We start from the raw sequence: 17,385 nt of genomic DNA, 5'->3' as shown, positions 1-17,385 counted from the left end.
CCCGTGGCAATCTCAACTATCGAGTGAAAATCGCTTAATTTAGGGGTTAGATATTAGGATGGGTTCTGATTTTATGTTATTTTAATGCGTTGTGAGATAAGGTGGGAAGTCAAACGAAATCATGAACGCTTATTATTTTCGCAGCATCCTTTTCCGAAGGGGAGGATTAAAACGACTATTACCTTTTTACTGAAATCAAAGATATTAATCGATTTAAAAACCTGAGCCATCTCAAATCTTACATAGGTCTTGTCGGGTGCATCCGCTAGTTGCTCTGATTACGTCATTCTGAGCAAAGCAAAGAATCTCATTCGCTACGGTAGGAGATTCTTCGGTCGTTCCGCTCCCTCAGAATGACGAGAGGTGAAAAATACTTTTGAGCTAGAACACTAGCGGATGCACCCTGTCTTGTCTCTTCAATATTCATCAGGAGAAAATTATCATGACAGAGGAATTACTTACAGGCAAAACAAGTACCTACGCTATGTGATTATTGAGGTTGCCTAGGTTGCAATTCGTAAAGACTCCGCCCTTCAGGAAACCTATACCTATAACCTTTTAATAACCCGTATGAAAAAATCTATTCATCACCAATTTTTTATACGCTAATTGAAGGAACTTTTGGAAAATTTCCTTCTTGCCTTTTGGATAATACATTACCTCCTCCATTTATTTAGAGCCCAACGAGTCTGTAGAAAAAATCATTTTTCACAACTTATGGGTTTGTAACTACATGAAATTACTACTATTCCCGAATTCCAGAAAAACAGCCATTTTGGCGTTTTTCTATAGGCTCATTATGTGGACCCAGCCGCTGGCGGAGCCGGTCGGTTGGAATGAAGGGTTAGATCGTTTTCATTGGCGTGATTACTTAATGTCTTCCCACCTAGACCATCTAAGTTCCTTCTCGGTTCGCTCTGCTGCGGCTACTCTGGCCGCTTCTTGCTCTCCCCTGTAGTTATTCCATATAACGAGCCCATTCTCGACTAGTAATCCTATGAGGTTGCTCACCACTATATATGATACCCCAACCATCTTAGTCTTAGGCATTACACTATTACCAAATTCTCTAAATGTCTTAGAGGCCTCAGCGGCAGACTTTGCCTTGTCTTTAAACGCTTGCGTCTTTTCTAGGTCTTCATTATTTGCGATGCCAAGCTTCAACGAAGTCACCCAGCTGTTATTCTGAGTCATAGCAATATCGTACAAATCCCGGGCCTTGATATAGTTCTGCGTGTTTTCATTACCTTCATATTGACGCTTAATGCGTGAGGCCAATAGCGTAGCCTCTTCTTTATACTGCGCGATTTTCTGCCTAGCCTCTACGACTGCTTCATTAGACTGTGTATTATTGTTTGAGTTCCATAAATGACAGCCTACAATAAAGAGTACAAGCGGCAAAAGCAGAAAATACTGGCCTTTTCGTTTGGCTATAGAATACATGCTTCCTCCTCAGATCCCCTCGATACATTCAGAGATCTAACATAAATTAGATAAATTTAAGATACTTAACACAAATCCTTTCCCCTAAAGGAATTCCAAAGAAGATAACATCAACTCACCTTTATAACAAGAAAAAAATAAAAAAAAGACTTTATGACAATATAAAATTTTTATTAATCAGACCACCTGCATTAAAATTACATATTATACTCAATGGTTAGCGTAAAAATTAAAACTTTCCATAGGAATTATTAGATCTAAAAAAACTTCCTTTTTGCCAACCTAATATAATAATATAAAAATTGGCTCGCTTCTCTTAATTATTCTTTTAAAGCGTACTGCGTGAGACGTGAAAGATTAAAAGTAAGTTAAATCCTAACTTGCGCGATTTTTTTGCAGTTCAAACTTTGAGATTGCTTCGCTCCACTTTGTTCCGCTCGCAATGACAGGGGCGAGATTGTCATTGCGAGGGCAGCGGAGCTGCCCGTGGCAATCTCACCTATTGAGTGAAAATCGCTGGCTTAAAATCTACTTTTATTCCAAATAGTTAATGTAAAACTCAATTAAAAATCGCTTAATTATTTAGGGGTTAGATATTAGGATGGGGTCTGATTTTATGTTATTTTAATGCGTTGTGAGATAAGGTGGGAAGTCAAACGGAATCATGACGTACACTATTTTCGCAACATCCCTTCCCGAAGGCAAGGATTAAAACGACCATTACCTTTTTACTGAAATCAAGGATATTAATCGATTTAAAAACCTGAACCATCTCAAATGTTACATAGGTCTTGTCGGGTGCATCAGCTAGTTGCTCTGATTACGTCATTCTGAGCAAAGCGAAGAATCCCGTTCGCTACGGCAGGAGATCCTTCGGTCCTTCCGCTCCCTTAGAATGACGAAAAGTGGAAAATACTTTTGAGTTAGAACGCTAGCGGGTCCACCCGATCAAATGGAGGACATGGGCAAGAACTGTTTTCGTTGGCATAATAATGGTTTACAAACCAAAAGAGAAAAAATATACAGCAAAACAAAATCTACTGGATTAAAGTGAGCAAATATGTCTACTATCTGGTATAATTTGGTAAAAACAAGGATAAATCTGTCAAAGATCAGGGCAAATTTTTTGTTTTTGAAAACCATGGCCCCTAACCCTATCCCTGTGATCAAAGCTGATGCCTACGGACATGGGCTGGCCCCTGTGGCCACGACTCTGGCCCAGGCCGGGGCCAAAATCCTGGCTGTTGGTACCGTTGATGAGGCAGTGGTTTTGCGGGAGGTTCCTTTTGACGGGGAGATCATTTCTTTACTCGGACCTGTGACAAAAGAAGACTATGAAAAGATTGTGCCCCATAAAATCATGCCTTTTATCTATACGTGGGAACAGATGGCTTACTTGCAAGAATATATTGGAAATGACAGGCAGGTAAGTATCGCCCTTAAATTTGATACGGGCATGGCCAGACTAGGCTTTACCAGGGACGACGTGCCAAAACTTATCAACAAGCTTAAATCCATGCCCCACGTGCGAGTAAAGATGGTCTGCTCTCACCTGGCCACGGCTGATGATCCGGAAACCAAGGAATTTGTCCTGGCCCAGGGCAAGAAATTTGATACGATTTGCCTGGACCTGCACAAAGGGGGCCTTTCGTTTGCCCGGGTTCTGGTCAATTCTGCCGGCCTACTGGCCTACCCTGAACTTCATTATGATGGCCAACGTCCGGGGATTTCCCTGTACGGCTCCAATCCATTTTGGGGAACCAAGTGGGAGGCAAAGGGACAGAAGCTTACTCCGGCAATGGAGGTCACGGCCCCGGTCCTGTCCGTACATGACCTGTCCAGAGGACAAAGTATAAGTTATGGTCAAACTTTTACTGCCCCGCGAGACATGCAAGTGGCTCTTGTTGCCTGTGGCTATGCAGACAATTACTCCCGCGCTCTGTCCAACAAAGGATGGATGCTTGTCCATGGCAGAAGAGCCCCCGTTATCGGCCGCGTCTGTATGCAACTCACAGCCATAGACATAAGCCATATTCCGCAGACCAGGCCGGGGGACCTGGCCTATGTCTTGGGTGGACAGGGTAAAGAGAAAATCCTGCCGGAAGAGCTGGCCAAATGGTGGGGAACCATCACCTATGAGGTTTTTTGTCTACTAGGGCAAAACACCAGGGAATATGAGTAAAACACGATGTTCAGAAAGGCTAAAAGTTTAAGAGGTAAAAGAAGTTATGCTGGATAAAATCTGGGATGGATTAGCGAATATCCCTTACGGTATCGACCTGGTTAAATTAGCCTTTGTCTTTATTGTCAGCTGGTTAAGTTATGTAGTGAGCCAAAAATACCTGCTCGGTTTGATCAATAAAATTCTTACAAAGACCAAGACCAAATGGGACGATGTATTGATCAAGAACAAGGTGTTTAACCAGTTGATCTTACTGATCCCGGCCATGGTCTTTTATTATGGTCTAAAGGCCCTCCCCACATTGTTTTCCTATGGCCAGAAAATTGTCTCTATTTATGTAACCTTTATTATTATTCTTGTCGTAAACAAACTTCTCGATTCCTTTGTTGACATCTACAATACCTACCCCATTTCAGCCAGGCGCCCCATCAAAGGTTATCTGCAACTAGTCAAAATTTTTGTCTATATTATTGGGGGAATTTTTCTTATCTCCATTATCCTGGATAAATCTCCCTGGGGCCTGATAAGTGGAATTGGTGCTTTGACCGCTGTGCTCATGCTCATTTTTAAGGATACGGTTTTATCCTTTGTGGCCAGCATTCAAATTGCCAGTTACGATCTTTTGCGAAAAGGTGACTGGATTGAGATGCCTGCGTTTGGAGCTGACGGCGATGTCATTGATATTGCCCTGCATACAGTCAAAGTGCAAAATTTTGACAAGACCATTGTGGCAATCCCTACATTTAAGTTTTTGGATCATTCCTTTAAAAACTGGCGGGGGATGGAAGAGGCCGGAGCGCGCAGGATTAAAAGATCTATTTTAATAGACCAGTCCAGCATCAAGTTTCTGGACGACGAGCTCATGGAGCGTTTATCAAAAATAGATATTCTCAAAAGTTATCTGGAGCAAAAAAGGATAGAAATCGAGGAGCACAATAAAAATGTAGGAGCCAGTCCGGAATCAGTGCTCAATGGCCGGCGCCTGACAAACCTGGGTACCTTGCGGGCCTATATCCTGGCTTATCTTAAGTCCCATCCCAATATCAGACAAGACCTGACCCTGATCGTGCGTCATCTACAGCCTACGGCGGATAAAGGTCTGCCACTGGAGATTTACTGCTTTGTGAATGATACAAATTGGGCCAATTACGAGGCTATTCAGGCCGATATTTTTGACCATATCCTGGCTGCCTTGCCAGAATTTCATTTGAGGGCCTATCAGCGCAACGCCCTGGTAGATCGCAGGATATAAACCAGGCTTGTTCATAATGTGTCCTTCACGTGAATAACTTTATTAAATACCCTCACCTGGGCCCGAAACCTGCATACTAACCGAACTGATGTGGATTGTTCTCTCTTTGTTTACCGCCCTTTGCGAGGCCATTAAAGATGGCCTCTGCAAAAAGGGACTACAGGGTAATAATTTTCTGGTCATTGCCTGGGCATGGAAGGCCTTTTCCCTGCCGTTTCTCCTTCCTTTAAGTTTCATAACCCCTGTCCCTGAATATTTAAGTCTGCGTTTTTTGGGGATCCTGGCCCTTGGAGGCGGATTAAATATCCTGGCCACGATCCTGTATATCCGGGCCATCCAAGCCTCTGACCTATCCCTGACCCTGCCTCTCCTTAGTTTTACGCCGATTTTTTTGCTCTTTACTTCTCCGCTCATGGTCGGCGACAAGCCAGAACCTACTGGTTTTTTGGGCGTGTTTCTGATTTTTCTGGGTTCATATATTTTAGGCAGCTCAAAACCTGGCTTTTGGGGGCCCATCAAGGGACTGTTTTCAGAAAAAGGCCCCAGGCTTATGCTTTGTGTAGCCCTTATCTGGAGCATCGCCGCCAATGTGGATAAAATGGGCATAAGGGAGACATCCCCTTTTTTCTGGGCCTTTTGCGTTCAAGCATTTATTGCTTCCGGCCTGACCTTGCTTTTATTCAAACAGCAAAAAAGTATTTCCCTTGGCTCCAGAAAAAACATCTTTTTGCTGAGCCTAATCGGACTATTTACAGCAATGGGGCTCATTTCCCAAATGTCAGCAGTAAACATCGGCTTGGTACCTTATGTAATAGCCATCAAGCGATTAAGCATTGTTTTCGGGGTGATTATTGGTGCACTAGTCTTTAAGGAAAAGGATTTAAAGCTAAGGCTTTGCGGGGCCATGATCATGCTGGCAGGAGTTTTCCTGATGACGGCCTGATTCAATTTCGTTTAGCTTGGATGGACTGAACCGCCTCAACTTCCAGACTCCCACCACCCCACTCACCCACTCTCCCACTCAACCACTCAACCACTCGACTACTCGACCACTCAACTAATTCCCTTGCTTTCCTCTGCGTCCTGAGCTAAAAAAATGTCACTGTTCATTTTATCTTTTGGTGCTTGTAAAGCTTAATAGGGAATCCCGTGAAAATCGGGAGCGGTCCCGCCGCCGTGATTCCCACAAAAGTCAGTCTCCGTGTGCGCCACTGTCCTATTTTGAGTTCTCAAAATGGATGGGAAGGCCGAGGCTGATGGGATGAGCCGGAAGACCTGCCAAAAGATATCCTTTTCTCCTGAACAACGGGGGCTTTGTTCAGGAGGCCGGGTGTATGACTACCTGCTGGGAACGATCAAGCTCAAAGCTTCAGCTTCAAAACGAAGAAAAATTGATACCGGGCGCCCAAACTACATAAAATTTGAGTGCCCGGCTAAAAGAAGCTATAAGCTACCTAGCAGGCCTGTCGCATTTATCCCCATATACACCATTTAGTTATTAGCCCCAAAAAAATTTTGGGAGGTTTATTATGCGTAATTTTTTGGGATTGCGGGTTTTACCCGTTGTGGTGGGACTTTTTTTCTTACTTACCTTGGCAAGTGATGTCCTTGCTCATGGCCATAAGCAAGAGAAAAAAATAGGTATTTTATTGGTGGCTTTCGGCACGACTTATACGCAGGCTCAAAAAGCCTTCACCAATATAGAAAAAAAAGTGCGTCAGGCCTTTCCGGGCATACCTGTGTACTGGGCCTATACGTCAAAGATTATCCGCCATAAATTGGCTAAGAAAGGGCAAAAACTCCTTTCTCCGGCCCAGGCCCTGGCCAAAATGATGGATGAAGGCTTTACCCATGTGGCTGTGCAATCATTGCACACTATTCCAGGCGCGGAATATGATTATCTGGTCCAGGTGGCACAAAGCTTTTCAGGTCTGCCCAAGGGCATACAAAAAATCCTGGTAGGTCATCCGTTATTGGCAACACACGAAGATTTTCAAAAAACAGTTCAGGCCTTGCTCAAAAACATCCCGGCACAAAGAAAACAGGAAGAGGCAGTTCTTTACATGGGGCATGGGTCGTACCATTCGGCCAATGCCTGTTATCCGGCCCTGCAATATTACTTGTGGCAAAAGGACAAAAATATTTTCGTGGGCACTGTAGAAGGTGCGCCATCCCTTGAGGATACTGTCAAGGAACTAAAAAGCCGCGGAATAAAAAAGGCGTATCTCCTTCCGTTTATGTCTGTGGCTGGTGACCATGCCCGCAACGATATGGCCGGAGATGAACCAGACTCCTGGAAATCAGTGCTCACTGCACAAGGAATAGAATGTATACCGGTACTTAAAGGCACGGCTGAATATGATCAGATTGTAGATATCTGGGTCGAACACTTAAAAACTGTAGTGGACCAACTTTAAAGTACGAAAGGGGGTTACCCCGCATCTACAGGACGTATCAGTTTATGCATCGATATGTTACTTATCCTGAGAAAGGACATTTTTATGCCCTGGGTGTTGGCCCGGGTGCGCCAGACCTTTTGACTATCAGGGCTGTGAACATGATTAAAGGGGCAGATGTGATCATCTGCCCCTGTTCAGCCCGTTCTAAAACCAGCCTCGCTTTAGAGGCGATCAAGCCATGGCTTGATCGCCAGGAAATAGTCGAGCATGTCTATCCTATGGATAGGGATGAACAAAAGACATGGACGTCATGGGAGAAAATGGCCTCGTTGGTTGTTAAACGATGCAATCAAAACCAAATAGTGGTGCAGGTCACACTTGGTGATCCGCTGGTCTATAGCACCAGTTGCTATCTTCTGCACCTTTTATCCAAAAGAATGCATCGCTCGATGATCCATGTGGTGCCCGGCATCACTGCATTTCAGGCCGTGAGTGCAAAGCTTGGTTATCCTCTGACCATGCAGGAAGATAGACTTTTGCTCGTTCCTGGCACAGACATGCAGGAAGTGGAGAAATGCCTTACCAGATGTGAAACACTGGTGTTATATAAGGTGGGCAAGAAAATTTCCGAGCTTTACGCTCTTCTTAAAAAACATGGATTGGAACATAGGGCCAAAATGGTCTGTTATGTAGAACAGGAAGATAAAGAGTTTGTCTGTGAAGACCTGGCCCAGGCCTTGAAATCCATGCCCGGCTACCTGGCCACAGTGATTGTGAATATTGGAAGAAGAAAGTGGAATAACCATAAAAGAGCCTGTGACCACACCTTTTCAACTTAATCCCCATGGTTTATTCCAGTCCTGATTTCTTTCATGCTGGTCATGCTGGTACAAAGACTTTCAATCAGCGGTTAAAATAGGGTGTGTCCACTGGCTCAAAAGAGAAGAGGTGAAAAGACGAAGGAGCTAAAAGGTTAAGAGGAAAAGAGGTCTGGAAGAAGGTATGCCGGTAAAGAGCAAGTTAAAAACAGGCCTGAGCACTGGCACGTGTGCAGCTGCCGCGGCCAAGGCTGCAGTTTTACTACTTAGCGGCAGCGTGGACAAAGATGAAGTTCAGGCAGTTGAAATTACCCTGCCCACGGGCAAAAAAATCAAGGTCCCTATTAAAGGGTGGAGCAAGCAGGATAATTTGGCCTGCGCCTGGGTAGAAAAGGATGCCGGCGATGACCCGGACGTAACTCACGGTCTGGAGGTTCATGTACAGGCAAGATTTAACAGCGAAGGCAATAGAATTGAGTTCGTCCGCGGCAAAGGTTTAGGCGTAGTGACCAGACCAGGCCTGCCAGTACCAGTGGGTGAGCCAGCCATAAATCCCGTTCCAAGACAGATGATCATCCAGGCCATCAGGGAAGTAACTGCTTTAGGTGTGCAAATAAAAATCTCCATTCCCTGCGGCGAAGAAGTTGCTCACAAGACCTTTAATCCCCGTTTAGGCATTAAGGGTGGCATCTCGATTTTGGGCACCACTGGTGTGGTCAGACCCTATTCCGTAGCGGCCATTAAAGAAACCATAGGCTTAAATATAAATATGGTTTGGGAAATGGGCTACAGGGAACTGGTCCTGGTGCCGGGAAATATCGGGAACAGGGCTGCAACGAGCCTTGGGTTTAATGCGGATATAGTTGTTGAGGTAAGTAATGAATGGGCCTATGCTCTGGACAAGCTCAAAAACTATGACTTTAGAAAAGTAACTATCCTCGGCCATGCTGGAAAACTTTTAAAATTTATAAACGGCCACTTTCAGACTCATAGCCAAAATTCTCCTTCAGCAGTGCCCATATTTCTAGCCGCAGTAAAACAGGTACTGGGCATCAAACTTACAGATGTGACTACCGTGGAAGGAGGATTTTCCTGTCTGGCAGCCAAAGAGCGACAGGTTATTGGCAACCACCTGGCCAAGCAGGTATTCGAAAAGGTACAGCAAAGGCTAAGTACTGTTCCTCTCTTACAAGTTGTTTTAATCAACCTAAAAGGTGAAATTTTAGGCAAGAACCTTTGATATCGTCCAAGTCGCATCATGATCAACAAGCTCAATAAACCCAAAATCTCTATTATTGGCTGCGGACCGGGGGACAAAGATTTTCTAACTTTGGCCGCGCTAAAAGAAGTGGAGAAAGCAGATATTCTGGTTGGTGCTCCCAGGCTACTTGAGCTTTTTCCAGAGTTTAAAGGCCGGCTATTTTCTTTAGGTGCGGACATAGACCAAGCCCTTGAGTTCATAGAGACCAGTTTTAAAGACCAAAAGATAGCCGTGCTCGTCAGTGGCGACCCCGGCTGTTTTAGTTTTAGCCAGAAGGTTGTGCACAAATTTGGCCCGGAAAATTGCCATCTAGTCCCGGGAATTAGCTCGGTGCAACTTGCCCTCTCTCGGCTTAAGCTCGAGTGGACAAAAGCGAAGATCGTCAGTGTACACGGCCGCGAACCTGAATTTGAGGCCAGCGAACTTTTATCTTATCCAGTAGTTGTTATTTTATTGGGCAGAGATTTAACCTGGTTTAAAGCATTATGGCCAAAGCTTAATAAAAATTTTGAGGTATATTTGGTGCAAAATTTAAGTCTTGAAAACGAAAGGCTGGACAAGCTCAGCCAAGAGGCTGATTTGAATCAATCCATAAACGGCCAAGCCATGTTAATCCTGGAGGCTAAAAGTGAACCTGGCCTTGGTTAGTCTGTCTCTTCCCGGGGCCTACCTGGCAAAAAAACTGGCTGCGGAAATAGATGGAGAAATCTTTGTCCATCAAAAATGGACCCGGGAGACTCAGAGCCTTCGCTGTAGCTATTTTGAGCGCATTTTTGACCTTTCTGGCGATATTTTTCAAAATTTCAAAAAAATCGTCTATTTTGCCCCCTGTGGGGTAGTGGTGCGGGCCATTGCGCCTTTTCTGAAAAATAAACTGGACGACCCAGCCGTGGTAGTTGTGGATGCAGGTGCCAGATATGCCATAAGCCTGCTTAGCGGTCATGAAGGAGGCGCAAATGCCCTGGCCTGCCAGGTGGCCAACATATTAGGCGCTGAACCGATAATTACCACCACGACCGAGGCCGTTAAGGACGTCATAGCCGGTATCGGGTGCAGAAAAGGGGTACAGGCCGAGGAGATTATTACCTGCTTGCACATGGCCTTAAATAAAGTAGGCAAAAAACTGGATGCAGTGCGTATGCTATCGTCGGTTGACTTGAAAAAGAACGAGAGCGGCCTTATTTTGGCGGCCCAAAAATTAAATTTACCGCTCAGGTTTATTCCGGCCGAGGAAATAAAAAAAACCAACTTCAAATTTAACACGTCTGAGTTTGTCCAGCAAAAAATAGGACTACCTGGTGTTGCCGAGCCTGCTGCTCTTTTGGCCGGAACGCGAACCAGGTTGATACTGGAGAAGACCATATGCAACAGAGTGACCATTGCCCTGGCCCAGGAAAACTTGCTGTAGTCGGCATAGGTCCGGGGCATAGATTAGACCGCACTTTCCGCTGTGAACAGACGATATTAAATAGCGATGTTGTGGTCGGGTACCCTCGCTACCTGGAACACATCAAGGATCTGCTACAGGGAAAGGAAGTTTATTCCTCTGCCATGACCAAGGAAGTTGAGCGCTGCCATCTGGCTGTAGATAAAGCTCTCGCAGGCTACCGGGTGGCCTTGATCTCTTCTGGTGATGCCGGGGTCTATGGCATGGCTGGCCTGGCCCTGGAAATTCTGGGGCAGAAAAACGAATTTTTACCCGTGGAGATCGTGCCCGGTGTCACAGCCGGTCTGGCCTTGGGAGCCAAGCTTGGTGCCCCGCTCATGCTTGACTTTGCCTGCATAAGTCTAAGTGATCTTCTGGTGGACTGGAGTGTAATCGAAAAAAGACTCCATGCTGTGGCCCAAGCTGACATGACCACGATCCTGTACAATCCCAAAAGCAAAAAAAGGGTCTGGCAAATTCAAAAGGCCCAAGAGATCTTTTTATCTTATCGCTCCCCCAAAAACCTGGTCTCCATTGGTACTGACTTAACTCTTGACGAGGAAAAGGTGATTATCACCGACCTGGAGCACATGCTGGAGCACGATATAAACATGCGTTCGGCAATTATTATTGCCAGCAGCGAGACCCGGAAAATCGGCCCCTGGTTAGTCACGCCCAGGGGATATTCTCTTAATTAATGTTGGATGTTGAATTCCAGACACCAGTCTGTGAGTGTTGTGATATGAAAATTCTCCATCTGGCAGGCACGGCAGAGACCAGAGAGATTGCCAGAACCCTGGCGTTAGCCGGCTATAATGTTTTGGTGAGCACGGCCACTGATGAGCCTCTGGATTTAGGAGCCAAAAACATCACCAGACGGACTGGTGCGCTGAGTGAAGAACAACTTTTTAGACTCCTTGCTGATAAAAAGTTTGTGGCTGTTGTTGACTCCACCCACCCCTATGCCCAAGAAATTTCCCTCCAGGCCTTTAAAATATGCCAAAGGCTTAATCTCCCCTATTTTACATACAGGCGGGCTGTGACCAGAATTTCATACGACAAAGTCGTATGGGCAAACGATCACAAAGAGGCAGCAATGCTTGCCGCTTCCTTTGACCGACCCATCCTACTCACCATTGGCTCCAAAAATATTGCCCCTTATGTTGAAATGGCCCGGAAAAAAGGATTGAAAATCATTGCCAGGGTCCTGCCCAGGCAGGAGTCACAAGAAATATGTCTTCGAGCCGGGTTAAAACAGGAGGATATAATTACCGCCAAGGGTCCATTTTCGGTAGAGGAGAACCTGTCTCTTTTACGCAAATATCAAATCGGCTGTATGGTAAGCAAGGATAGCGGACAGGCTGGCGGAGTACCAGCCAAGATTGAAGCCGCCAAAAAGGCTGGTGCTTATGTAGTGATGGTCAGACGGCCAGATAAACCTGAAGGGATAAGGTTTTTAAATCCCGACGATTTAGTGGAAAAGTTAAAAAACTTGATAGGTTAAACAAAGAGGCCAAAGCCTCCTTTTTTTGTCTCTATCTTTATTTGGCTGTGAACGGGGGATCCAGAAGTTTCAGTTCATAAGAATAGATTTCTCCATCCGCCCTGACCGCGATTCTTATCCGGTCTATACCCTGGTTGCCTGGCAGGTATATGTAGCCCATGCGGGTAATATTGGCAGGGATAGAATCTTCTTTCCAGGCATAATCGTAAATTTCCTGCTCGATCATCACTTTTAACTTTCTTTCGGCCTCTGGCACGGATGATACACCCAGTGCCATTCCGCCAATTCCCGCACCAATGGCTGCCCCGGAAAGGGCATTGTCTCCGCCAATGACAGAAAACAAGGCACCTAAACCTGCCCCTACAAACGCACCCAGAGAGCCTGAGCGCAGGGCATTGCGCGTGGTTTGCTTAAAAGACTCCGAGGCAAACACAAGACGCAAGGCCTCGTCTTCCGTATAGGGCAAAAATTCGCCTGTTTTCCCAATACCACGGACATCATCTTTGCGTACAACAGGCATGGCAAAATCTTTATTTTTAAAGACCAGAAAAACCGGTTCAAGATTTGCTTTGGTGTAATTCAGCCCCTGGCCTGAATAAACATAACGCAAGGCTGCTATATCCCACTTTTCAGTATGCACTGCGCCCTGGATGGTACTGGGGTCAACAACTCTTCTGGGCTGAGGCAGTGGATGGGTCGGTGCACAGCCTACAATAAAACCGACCAACAAAATAAATAAAAAAATCTTCTTCATATTTTCCTCCTCTCTTATGAGCCCAGAACTCTGGGTGTTGAATATCAAATCGTGAATTATTTAAACTGTAAGTTTAAATTCCAGAAGCTAGCCTTACTGTCAAATTATGATCTGCGCTAGCAGAATTTTTTCAAAGCGAGTGTTCGGCCTCAGTGCGGCGTATTCTCTCAATCGTGTCCTGCACTTCATGCGTTTTCGAGGAAATCTGCGTTGCCGCTCCTTTCTTGAACCGGAAATCGCAATAATGACAGCCGTCGGCAAGCGTTTGGGTGCGGATAAGGCCCCATCCCATGGCATCGCTTAAGGCGATGTCTGACATACAGATGTAAGGGGCAAACGCCTCACCTCCATGTTTCATCACAAAGCGGTAATTGCCACACTGAAGGTAATTGACGCCCAGATCGAAATCATCCCCCTCGCCAATAAGATACTCGACCTCGAAGTCGCCAAAAGGGACCTTTTGCTGTTGCCTCGCTCGCCTCGCAATAATCTTCCTCATAAGGCCTGAAAACATGAGACGCCTCAACAGCCACCGCTTCCATCGAGGAATCTTCGCGACTCTCAAACGCAGCGCTTGATGACATAGTTCCCAAGCCTCTGCAGGTGGCTTCCCCTGTTTCTTCATCGCCTTATAAGCAGCGAGCTCTTGGGCGGTGATGAGAAGAAAGGTGTTCAACACCCTCGCTCGCACTCCTTTTTTAATGTAAGGAATCTCTGGAATGAGCTTCTCATATTCCTGACGGACCTCTCTCTGCAGCATACTGGCGAATTTCTCGTTGTATCGTGCGACAAGCGAGCCTTTCATCAACTCAGAGGTTCTGTCAAAATCCTTCAGGAGCTTCTCTTTACGCGAGCTGTAATAGCCCATTATTTGACTTGGCATTAAGTCCGCCTCTTCATTTTTCGCGTTCCTCACGTCAATGGGACAACCTCTTTTACATCTTAGGACCGAACATTGAAGGTAAGCTGCAGACAGGAAAGCCGTCCAGATGAGACGCATCAGCTATTTGCACTGATCTTTGTGAAGCCTTAATTTTGGCATTGCACCTGCTGATTGTTTTCTCTTTTCTTGTTCATATTTAGCAAATTTTTGTCATAGAGTCTGTAGCCAAACCCCATTTTGACCACCAGGTTAGAAAGCCTGGTTTCTTGAAAGCATTGCAAAGGGCTGGGTAACCCACCTTGACGAAGCTTGCGGATAAGCAGAGCATCGGGGAGACAAAGCTATAAGTATCCAGGACTACTTGCCATGACTATCTATATAGTTTTAATTGAACGATTTTTTCGCAGTTCAAACTTTGAGATTGCTTCGTCGCCTCGCTCAAGCTCGCTCCTCGCAATGACAGGAGCGAGTTCCTCATTGCGAGGGCAGCGAAGCTGTCCGTGGCAATCTCACCCATTGTGTGAAAATCGCAAAACGTAGGTATAATTAAAAGACTATTTGTTTACCCAAAATATCCCATTATGCTCTACCCGCAAGCAAGCCATAGATGGATCCAGGCATTTGCACGAGCTTGAAAGAAATCAGGATTGAAAATAATTATGAAAAATTGTCCTCTTAAGTAAGGCTTGGCCACAGACTCCATAATTAAAAATCAAACCTGTGCAGATGCTCTGTGCAGTACTATCAATCCGGAACCCGGCGGCAATCAGGGGAGAATTCTATTACGGAATCCCATATCCACTGACCATCCTACCTACTCAACCCAAATTTAGACCTATCACCCAAAAGATACATCGAGAATCATCATTACCGAAAAACCGATCATTGTTGCCATTGTTACCAAGTCGATATTTGCATAATTTCTCTGAGATTCCGGAATTAGTTCTTCCACCACGACAAAAATCATGGCTCCTGCAGCAAAACAGAGAGCGTATGGTAGAATCATTTGCATTTTCAGGACAAAAAGTGCTCCGATAACTCCAGCAATGGGTTCAACTATACCGGAAGCCTGCCCCATCAAGAAACTTTTCCACTTAGTCATCCCGTCTCTTCTCAATGGTATTGATACAGCAGCCCCTTCAGGAAAATTTTGAATCCCAATGCCGATTGCCAAAGCAATTGCACCTCCAATTGTGGCAGAAGAAAGATTAGCTGCTACAGCTCCAAAAGCAACACCGACAGCTAAACCCTCAGGTATATTGTGAAGGGTTATGGCAAGTACCAGAAGGACACTTCGTTGCCACGAGGTCTTTATCCCTTCACTTTTATCAACACTTAGCCCTGGATGAAGATGTGGCAGGAATTTGTCAGTCAGTCTCATAAAAGTCCCACCGCCCATAAATCCAATGACTGCGGTCAGCCATGGTATATGTCCCAACTGTCCCGCCATCTCTATCCCCGGGGCGAGAAGAGACCAGAAACTTGCAGCAATCATTACGCCAGCAGCAAAGCCAAGCATTGAATCCATAATCTTTGGGTTTACAGCTCTTGTAAAAAAAACCAGTGCTGCTCCTGCAGCAGTTACGCTCCAGGTAAAGAGTGTGGCAATGAGCGCCTGCATAACCGGATTGAATTGTTGTATGAAATCTATCATTTTTAGTCTCCTAACTTACCTGCCTTTTTCATAAAATCAGCCCTGGTACCACGCCACTCCTTAGGAGCATTGCCTGGTAATTTACAGCCGTCAATGGCAAACATCCGGGGACACCCGTTAGTTGCACCTGCTATTTATGAAAGATTATACTTTAACCGCAGACCCACGTAGACCTTTTAAGGGATAAGAATTAAGGGATACGGGGTAAGTGGTAACTAACTTGATTCCCTCTTTTAAAGTTTAACCTCTTGCTTACTTCTTTGGGGCGCATCCGCTGCGGATGCCCTAGGCAGTGGTAATAATCCTGAATCCGCCGGTAATCCGGGAAAAATTCTACTCCGGAACCCCATACCCTCTCTACTCCATCTGCATTGGCCAAGCTTCTAAAGTCTCAAAAGTCATTTTCATATCATCCATCCCAACCCTACTCACCTACTCAACCAAACTCCAGCCATCGGATCCACCAAAGTTAATGGCGTGCATAAACTCATGGAAATGCTGATTTATGGATATCCACAAAAAAAGGCCGCCCATCTGGGCGACCTTTTTGATCTATAATCAGCAATCAGCACCACTTTATGAATTCAACTTCTTCTCCTGCGGAAATACAGGCAGGTAACGATAGGACAGACTCAGGACCAAGGCACCGTAGGCAATGATTTCAAAGGTGGTGGCCCATTCAGCCCAGTTGGGTGTATAAGAGTACCATTTGTCAAAAGGCATGACCGGAAGGGCAATTGTCTGCACGGTAAAGACGAAACGGTTGATGCAAACACCTATACAATCCAGGATGGCCCCAATGTACAAAAGTGCCGGAATGTTGCGGAACTTGGGGACGATCAACAGGATAGCGGGGATGATACCACACAAACCGAGTTCTGCCCACAACAGCCATTGGCCATAAACATCATTAAACATCTGGTCAAAGGTCAGGCCCATTCTTGGCAGAGTGTCAGTAGCCCAAAACCAGGTGTCCAGAATTTTAAAGAAGAGATAGGCACCAAGGAGTGTACCGGCAATCTTACCCATTAATGCCTTTGTCTTGTAGTCAACCAGTTTACGTCCTGTTATTACTTCCATCAGCGTGGCTACAAGCATGGTAAAAGCCGGGCCGGAAGCAATAGCAGAGAATACAAAGAGGAAGAATGTCCATGGCCAGATAAAAAAGCCTTCACGAAAAGCAAAGGGACGACCAAAAAGGACACCGTACATACCACCAAGAGAACCCTGATGGAATGTGGATAAAAATGTTCCAATACCGGCAAAAAGTGGCATGTAGACATGGAAATTATGGGCCAGATGATGGAGAAAACGAATTTTATTTAATTTTCTGTTTTCAAGAATCAGAGGAATGTACTCTATAATCAGAACAGTGCAGTAACAGGTAATACAAAAAATAACTTCAGTGAGCATTGAATGCACATTTGGATGCCAGTAACCAAACCAGGCCCTTAAGGGCTGACCAATATCCAATGTTAAAATGAGCATGGCTCCGGAATAGCAAATGAAGCCAACAATAACGGCTAGATTAATGATATTTTTCAGTTGATCGACGCGGATAATGTATTTTAAAAATCCGGAGAAAAATGCCCCGGCCCCCAGAGCAATCACAGCCAGGTCAAAGGTGATCCACAAGCCAAATCCAAAATAATTATCCAGCCCTGTTACCCCTATGCCGTTAGCAAAGATTTTTATAGTGGCATAGAGACCCCAGAGCAGAACAGCTCCGATAAGCCCCAGCCAGACTATAAATTTGCCAAACGAGCAACGTTCAACTCCTTCGGGTATCCATTCTTTATCCAGCATGGT

16 protein-coding genes and 1 riboswitch are annotated in these 17,385 nt (G+C 45.3%); of the genes, 11 read left to right on the top strand and 5 right to left on the bottom strand.

The genetic code is table 11. The features are described from left to right. Positions 1–867: 867 nt before the first annotated feature. Positions 868–1,443 carry a hypothetical protein gene (locus KFV02_RS06340; protein ID WP_252380701.1) on the bottom strand — a complete coding sequence of 192 codons (576 nt, stop codon included), beginning with the start codon at positions 1,441–1,443 and terminating at the stop codon, positions 868–870. A 1,060-nt stretch (positions 1,444–2,503) separates the two neighbouring features. Here KFV02_RS06340 and alr point away from each other — a divergent pair. The 11 genes from alr (at position 2,504) to cobK (ending at position 12,285) form a co-directional block, all read left to right on the top strand. Further along, entirely contained in the window at positions 2,504–3,625 is a 1,122-nt protein-coding gene (gene alr / locus KFV02_RS06335; RefSeq protein WP_252380700.1) for an alanine racemase, read from the top strand. A 46-nt stretch (positions 3,626–3,671) separates the two neighbouring features. Then, positions 3,672–4,877 (top strand): mechanosensitive ion channel family protein, encoded by a 1,206-nt coding sequence (locus tag KFV02_RS06330; protein ID WP_252380699.1) that lies wholly within the window; start codon positions 3,672–3,674, stop codon positions 4,875–4,877. 88 nt (positions 4,878–4,965) lie between these two features. Further along, the gene (locus KFV02_RS06325; protein WP_252380698.1) at positions 4,966–5,820 is read left to right on the top strand and encodes an EamA family transporter; all 855 of its coding nucleotides are present in this window, start codon (positions 4,966–4,968) and stop codon (positions 5,818–5,820) included. 159 nt (positions 5,821–5,979) lie between these two features. After that, positions 5,980–6,174: riboswitch (cobalamin riboswitch) on the top strand. After that, entirely contained in the window at positions 6,139–6,372 is a 234-nt protein-coding gene (locus KFV02_RS06320) for a hypothetical protein (protein ID WP_252380697.1), read from the top strand. (Overlaps the previous riboswitch by 36 nt.) A 34-nt stretch (positions 6,373–6,406) precedes the next feature. Then, on the top strand, positions 6,407–7,294 hold the full coding sequence (locus KFV02_RS06315; protein ID WP_252380696.1) for a sirohydrochlorin cobaltochelatase: 888 nt from the start codon (positions 6,407–6,409) through the stop codon (positions 7,292–7,294). 44 nt (positions 7,295–7,338) lie between these two features. Beyond that, on the top strand, positions 7,339–8,115 hold the full coding sequence (gene cobI / locus KFV02_RS06310) for a precorrin-2 C(20)-methyltransferase (RefSeq protein WP_252380695.1): 777 nt from the start codon (positions 7,339–7,341) through the stop codon (positions 8,113–8,115). A 163-nt stretch (positions 8,116–8,278) separates the two neighbouring features. Beyond that, a complete protein-coding gene (gene cbiD / locus KFV02_RS06305; RefSeq protein WP_252380694.1) occupies positions 8,279–9,334 on the top strand; it encodes a cobalt-precorrin-5B (C(1))-methyltransferase CbiD in 1,056 nt (351 codons plus the stop codon). Positions 9,335–9,352: 18 nt separating this feature from the next. Further along, entirely contained in the window at positions 9,353–10,003 is a 651-nt protein-coding gene (cbiE, locus tag KFV02_RS06300) for a precorrin-6y C5,15-methyltransferase (decarboxylating) subunit CbiE (protein ID WP_252380693.1), read from the top strand. After that, positions 9,984–10,763 carry a cobalt-precorrin 5A hydrolase gene (locus tag KFV02_RS06295; protein ID WP_252380692.1) on the top strand — a complete coding sequence of 260 codons (780 nt, stop codon included), beginning with the start codon at positions 9,984–9,986 and terminating at the stop codon, positions 10,761–10,763. The genes cbiE and KFV02_RS06295 overlap by 20 nt, the downstream gene beginning before the upstream one ends. Then, positions 10,718–11,479 carry a precorrin-3B C(17)-methyltransferase gene (gene cobJ / locus KFV02_RS06290; protein WP_252380691.1) on the top strand — a complete coding sequence of 254 codons (762 nt, stop codon included), beginning with the start codon at positions 10,718–10,720 and terminating at the stop codon, positions 11,477–11,479. Before KFV02_RS06295 ends, cobJ begins: the two co-directional genes overlap by 46 nt. Positions 11,480–11,523: 44 nt before the next feature. Beyond that, positions 11,524–12,285 carry a precorrin-6A reductase gene (cobK, locus tag KFV02_RS06285; protein ID WP_252380690.1) on the top strand — a complete coding sequence of 254 codons (762 nt, stop codon included), beginning with the start codon at positions 11,524–11,526 and terminating at the stop codon, positions 12,283–12,285. Between the two features lie 37 nt (positions 12,286–12,322). Here cobK and KFV02_RS06280 read toward each other — a convergent pair whose 3' ends face one another. From KFV02_RS06280 to qrcD, 4 genes are all read right to left on the bottom strand, one after another. Further along, positions 12,323–13,039 (bottom strand): putative periplasmic lipoprotein, encoded by a 717-nt coding sequence (locus tag KFV02_RS06280; RefSeq protein ID WP_252380689.1) that lies wholly within the window; start codon positions 13,037–13,039, stop codon positions 12,323–12,325. Positions 13,040–13,169: 130 nt separating this feature from the next. Then, a complete protein-coding gene (locus KFV02_RS06275; RefSeq protein ID WP_252380688.1) occupies positions 13,170–13,922 on the bottom strand; it encodes an L-2-amino-thiazoline-4-carboxylic acid hydrolase in 753 nt (250 codons plus the stop codon). 838 nt (positions 13,923–14,760) lie between these two features. Then, positions 14,761–15,576, bottom strand: a complete 816-nt coding sequence (locus KFV02_RS06270) for a ZIP family metal transporter (protein WP_289510101.1) — start codon at positions 15,574–15,576, stop codon at positions 14,761–14,763. Between the two features lie 576 nt (positions 15,577–16,152). Next, positions 16,153–17,382 (bottom strand): menaquinone reductase integral membrane subunit QrcD, encoded by a 1,230-nt coding sequence (qrcD, locus tag KFV02_RS06265; RefSeq protein ID WP_252380687.1) that lies wholly within the window; start codon positions 17,380–17,382, stop codon positions 16,153–16,155. Positions 17,383–17,385 lie beyond the last annotated feature (3 nt).

Origin of the sequence: Desulfovulcanus ferrireducens, from assembly GCF_018704065.1 — a bacterium.
GTDB lineage: Bacteria > Desulfobacterota > Desulfovibrionia > Desulfovibrionales > Desulfonatronovibrionaceae > Desulfovulcanus > Desulfovulcanus ferrireducens.
Note: the sequence above shows the minus strand (reverse complement) of the source record. Positions and strands in the feature narration are given on the sequence as shown.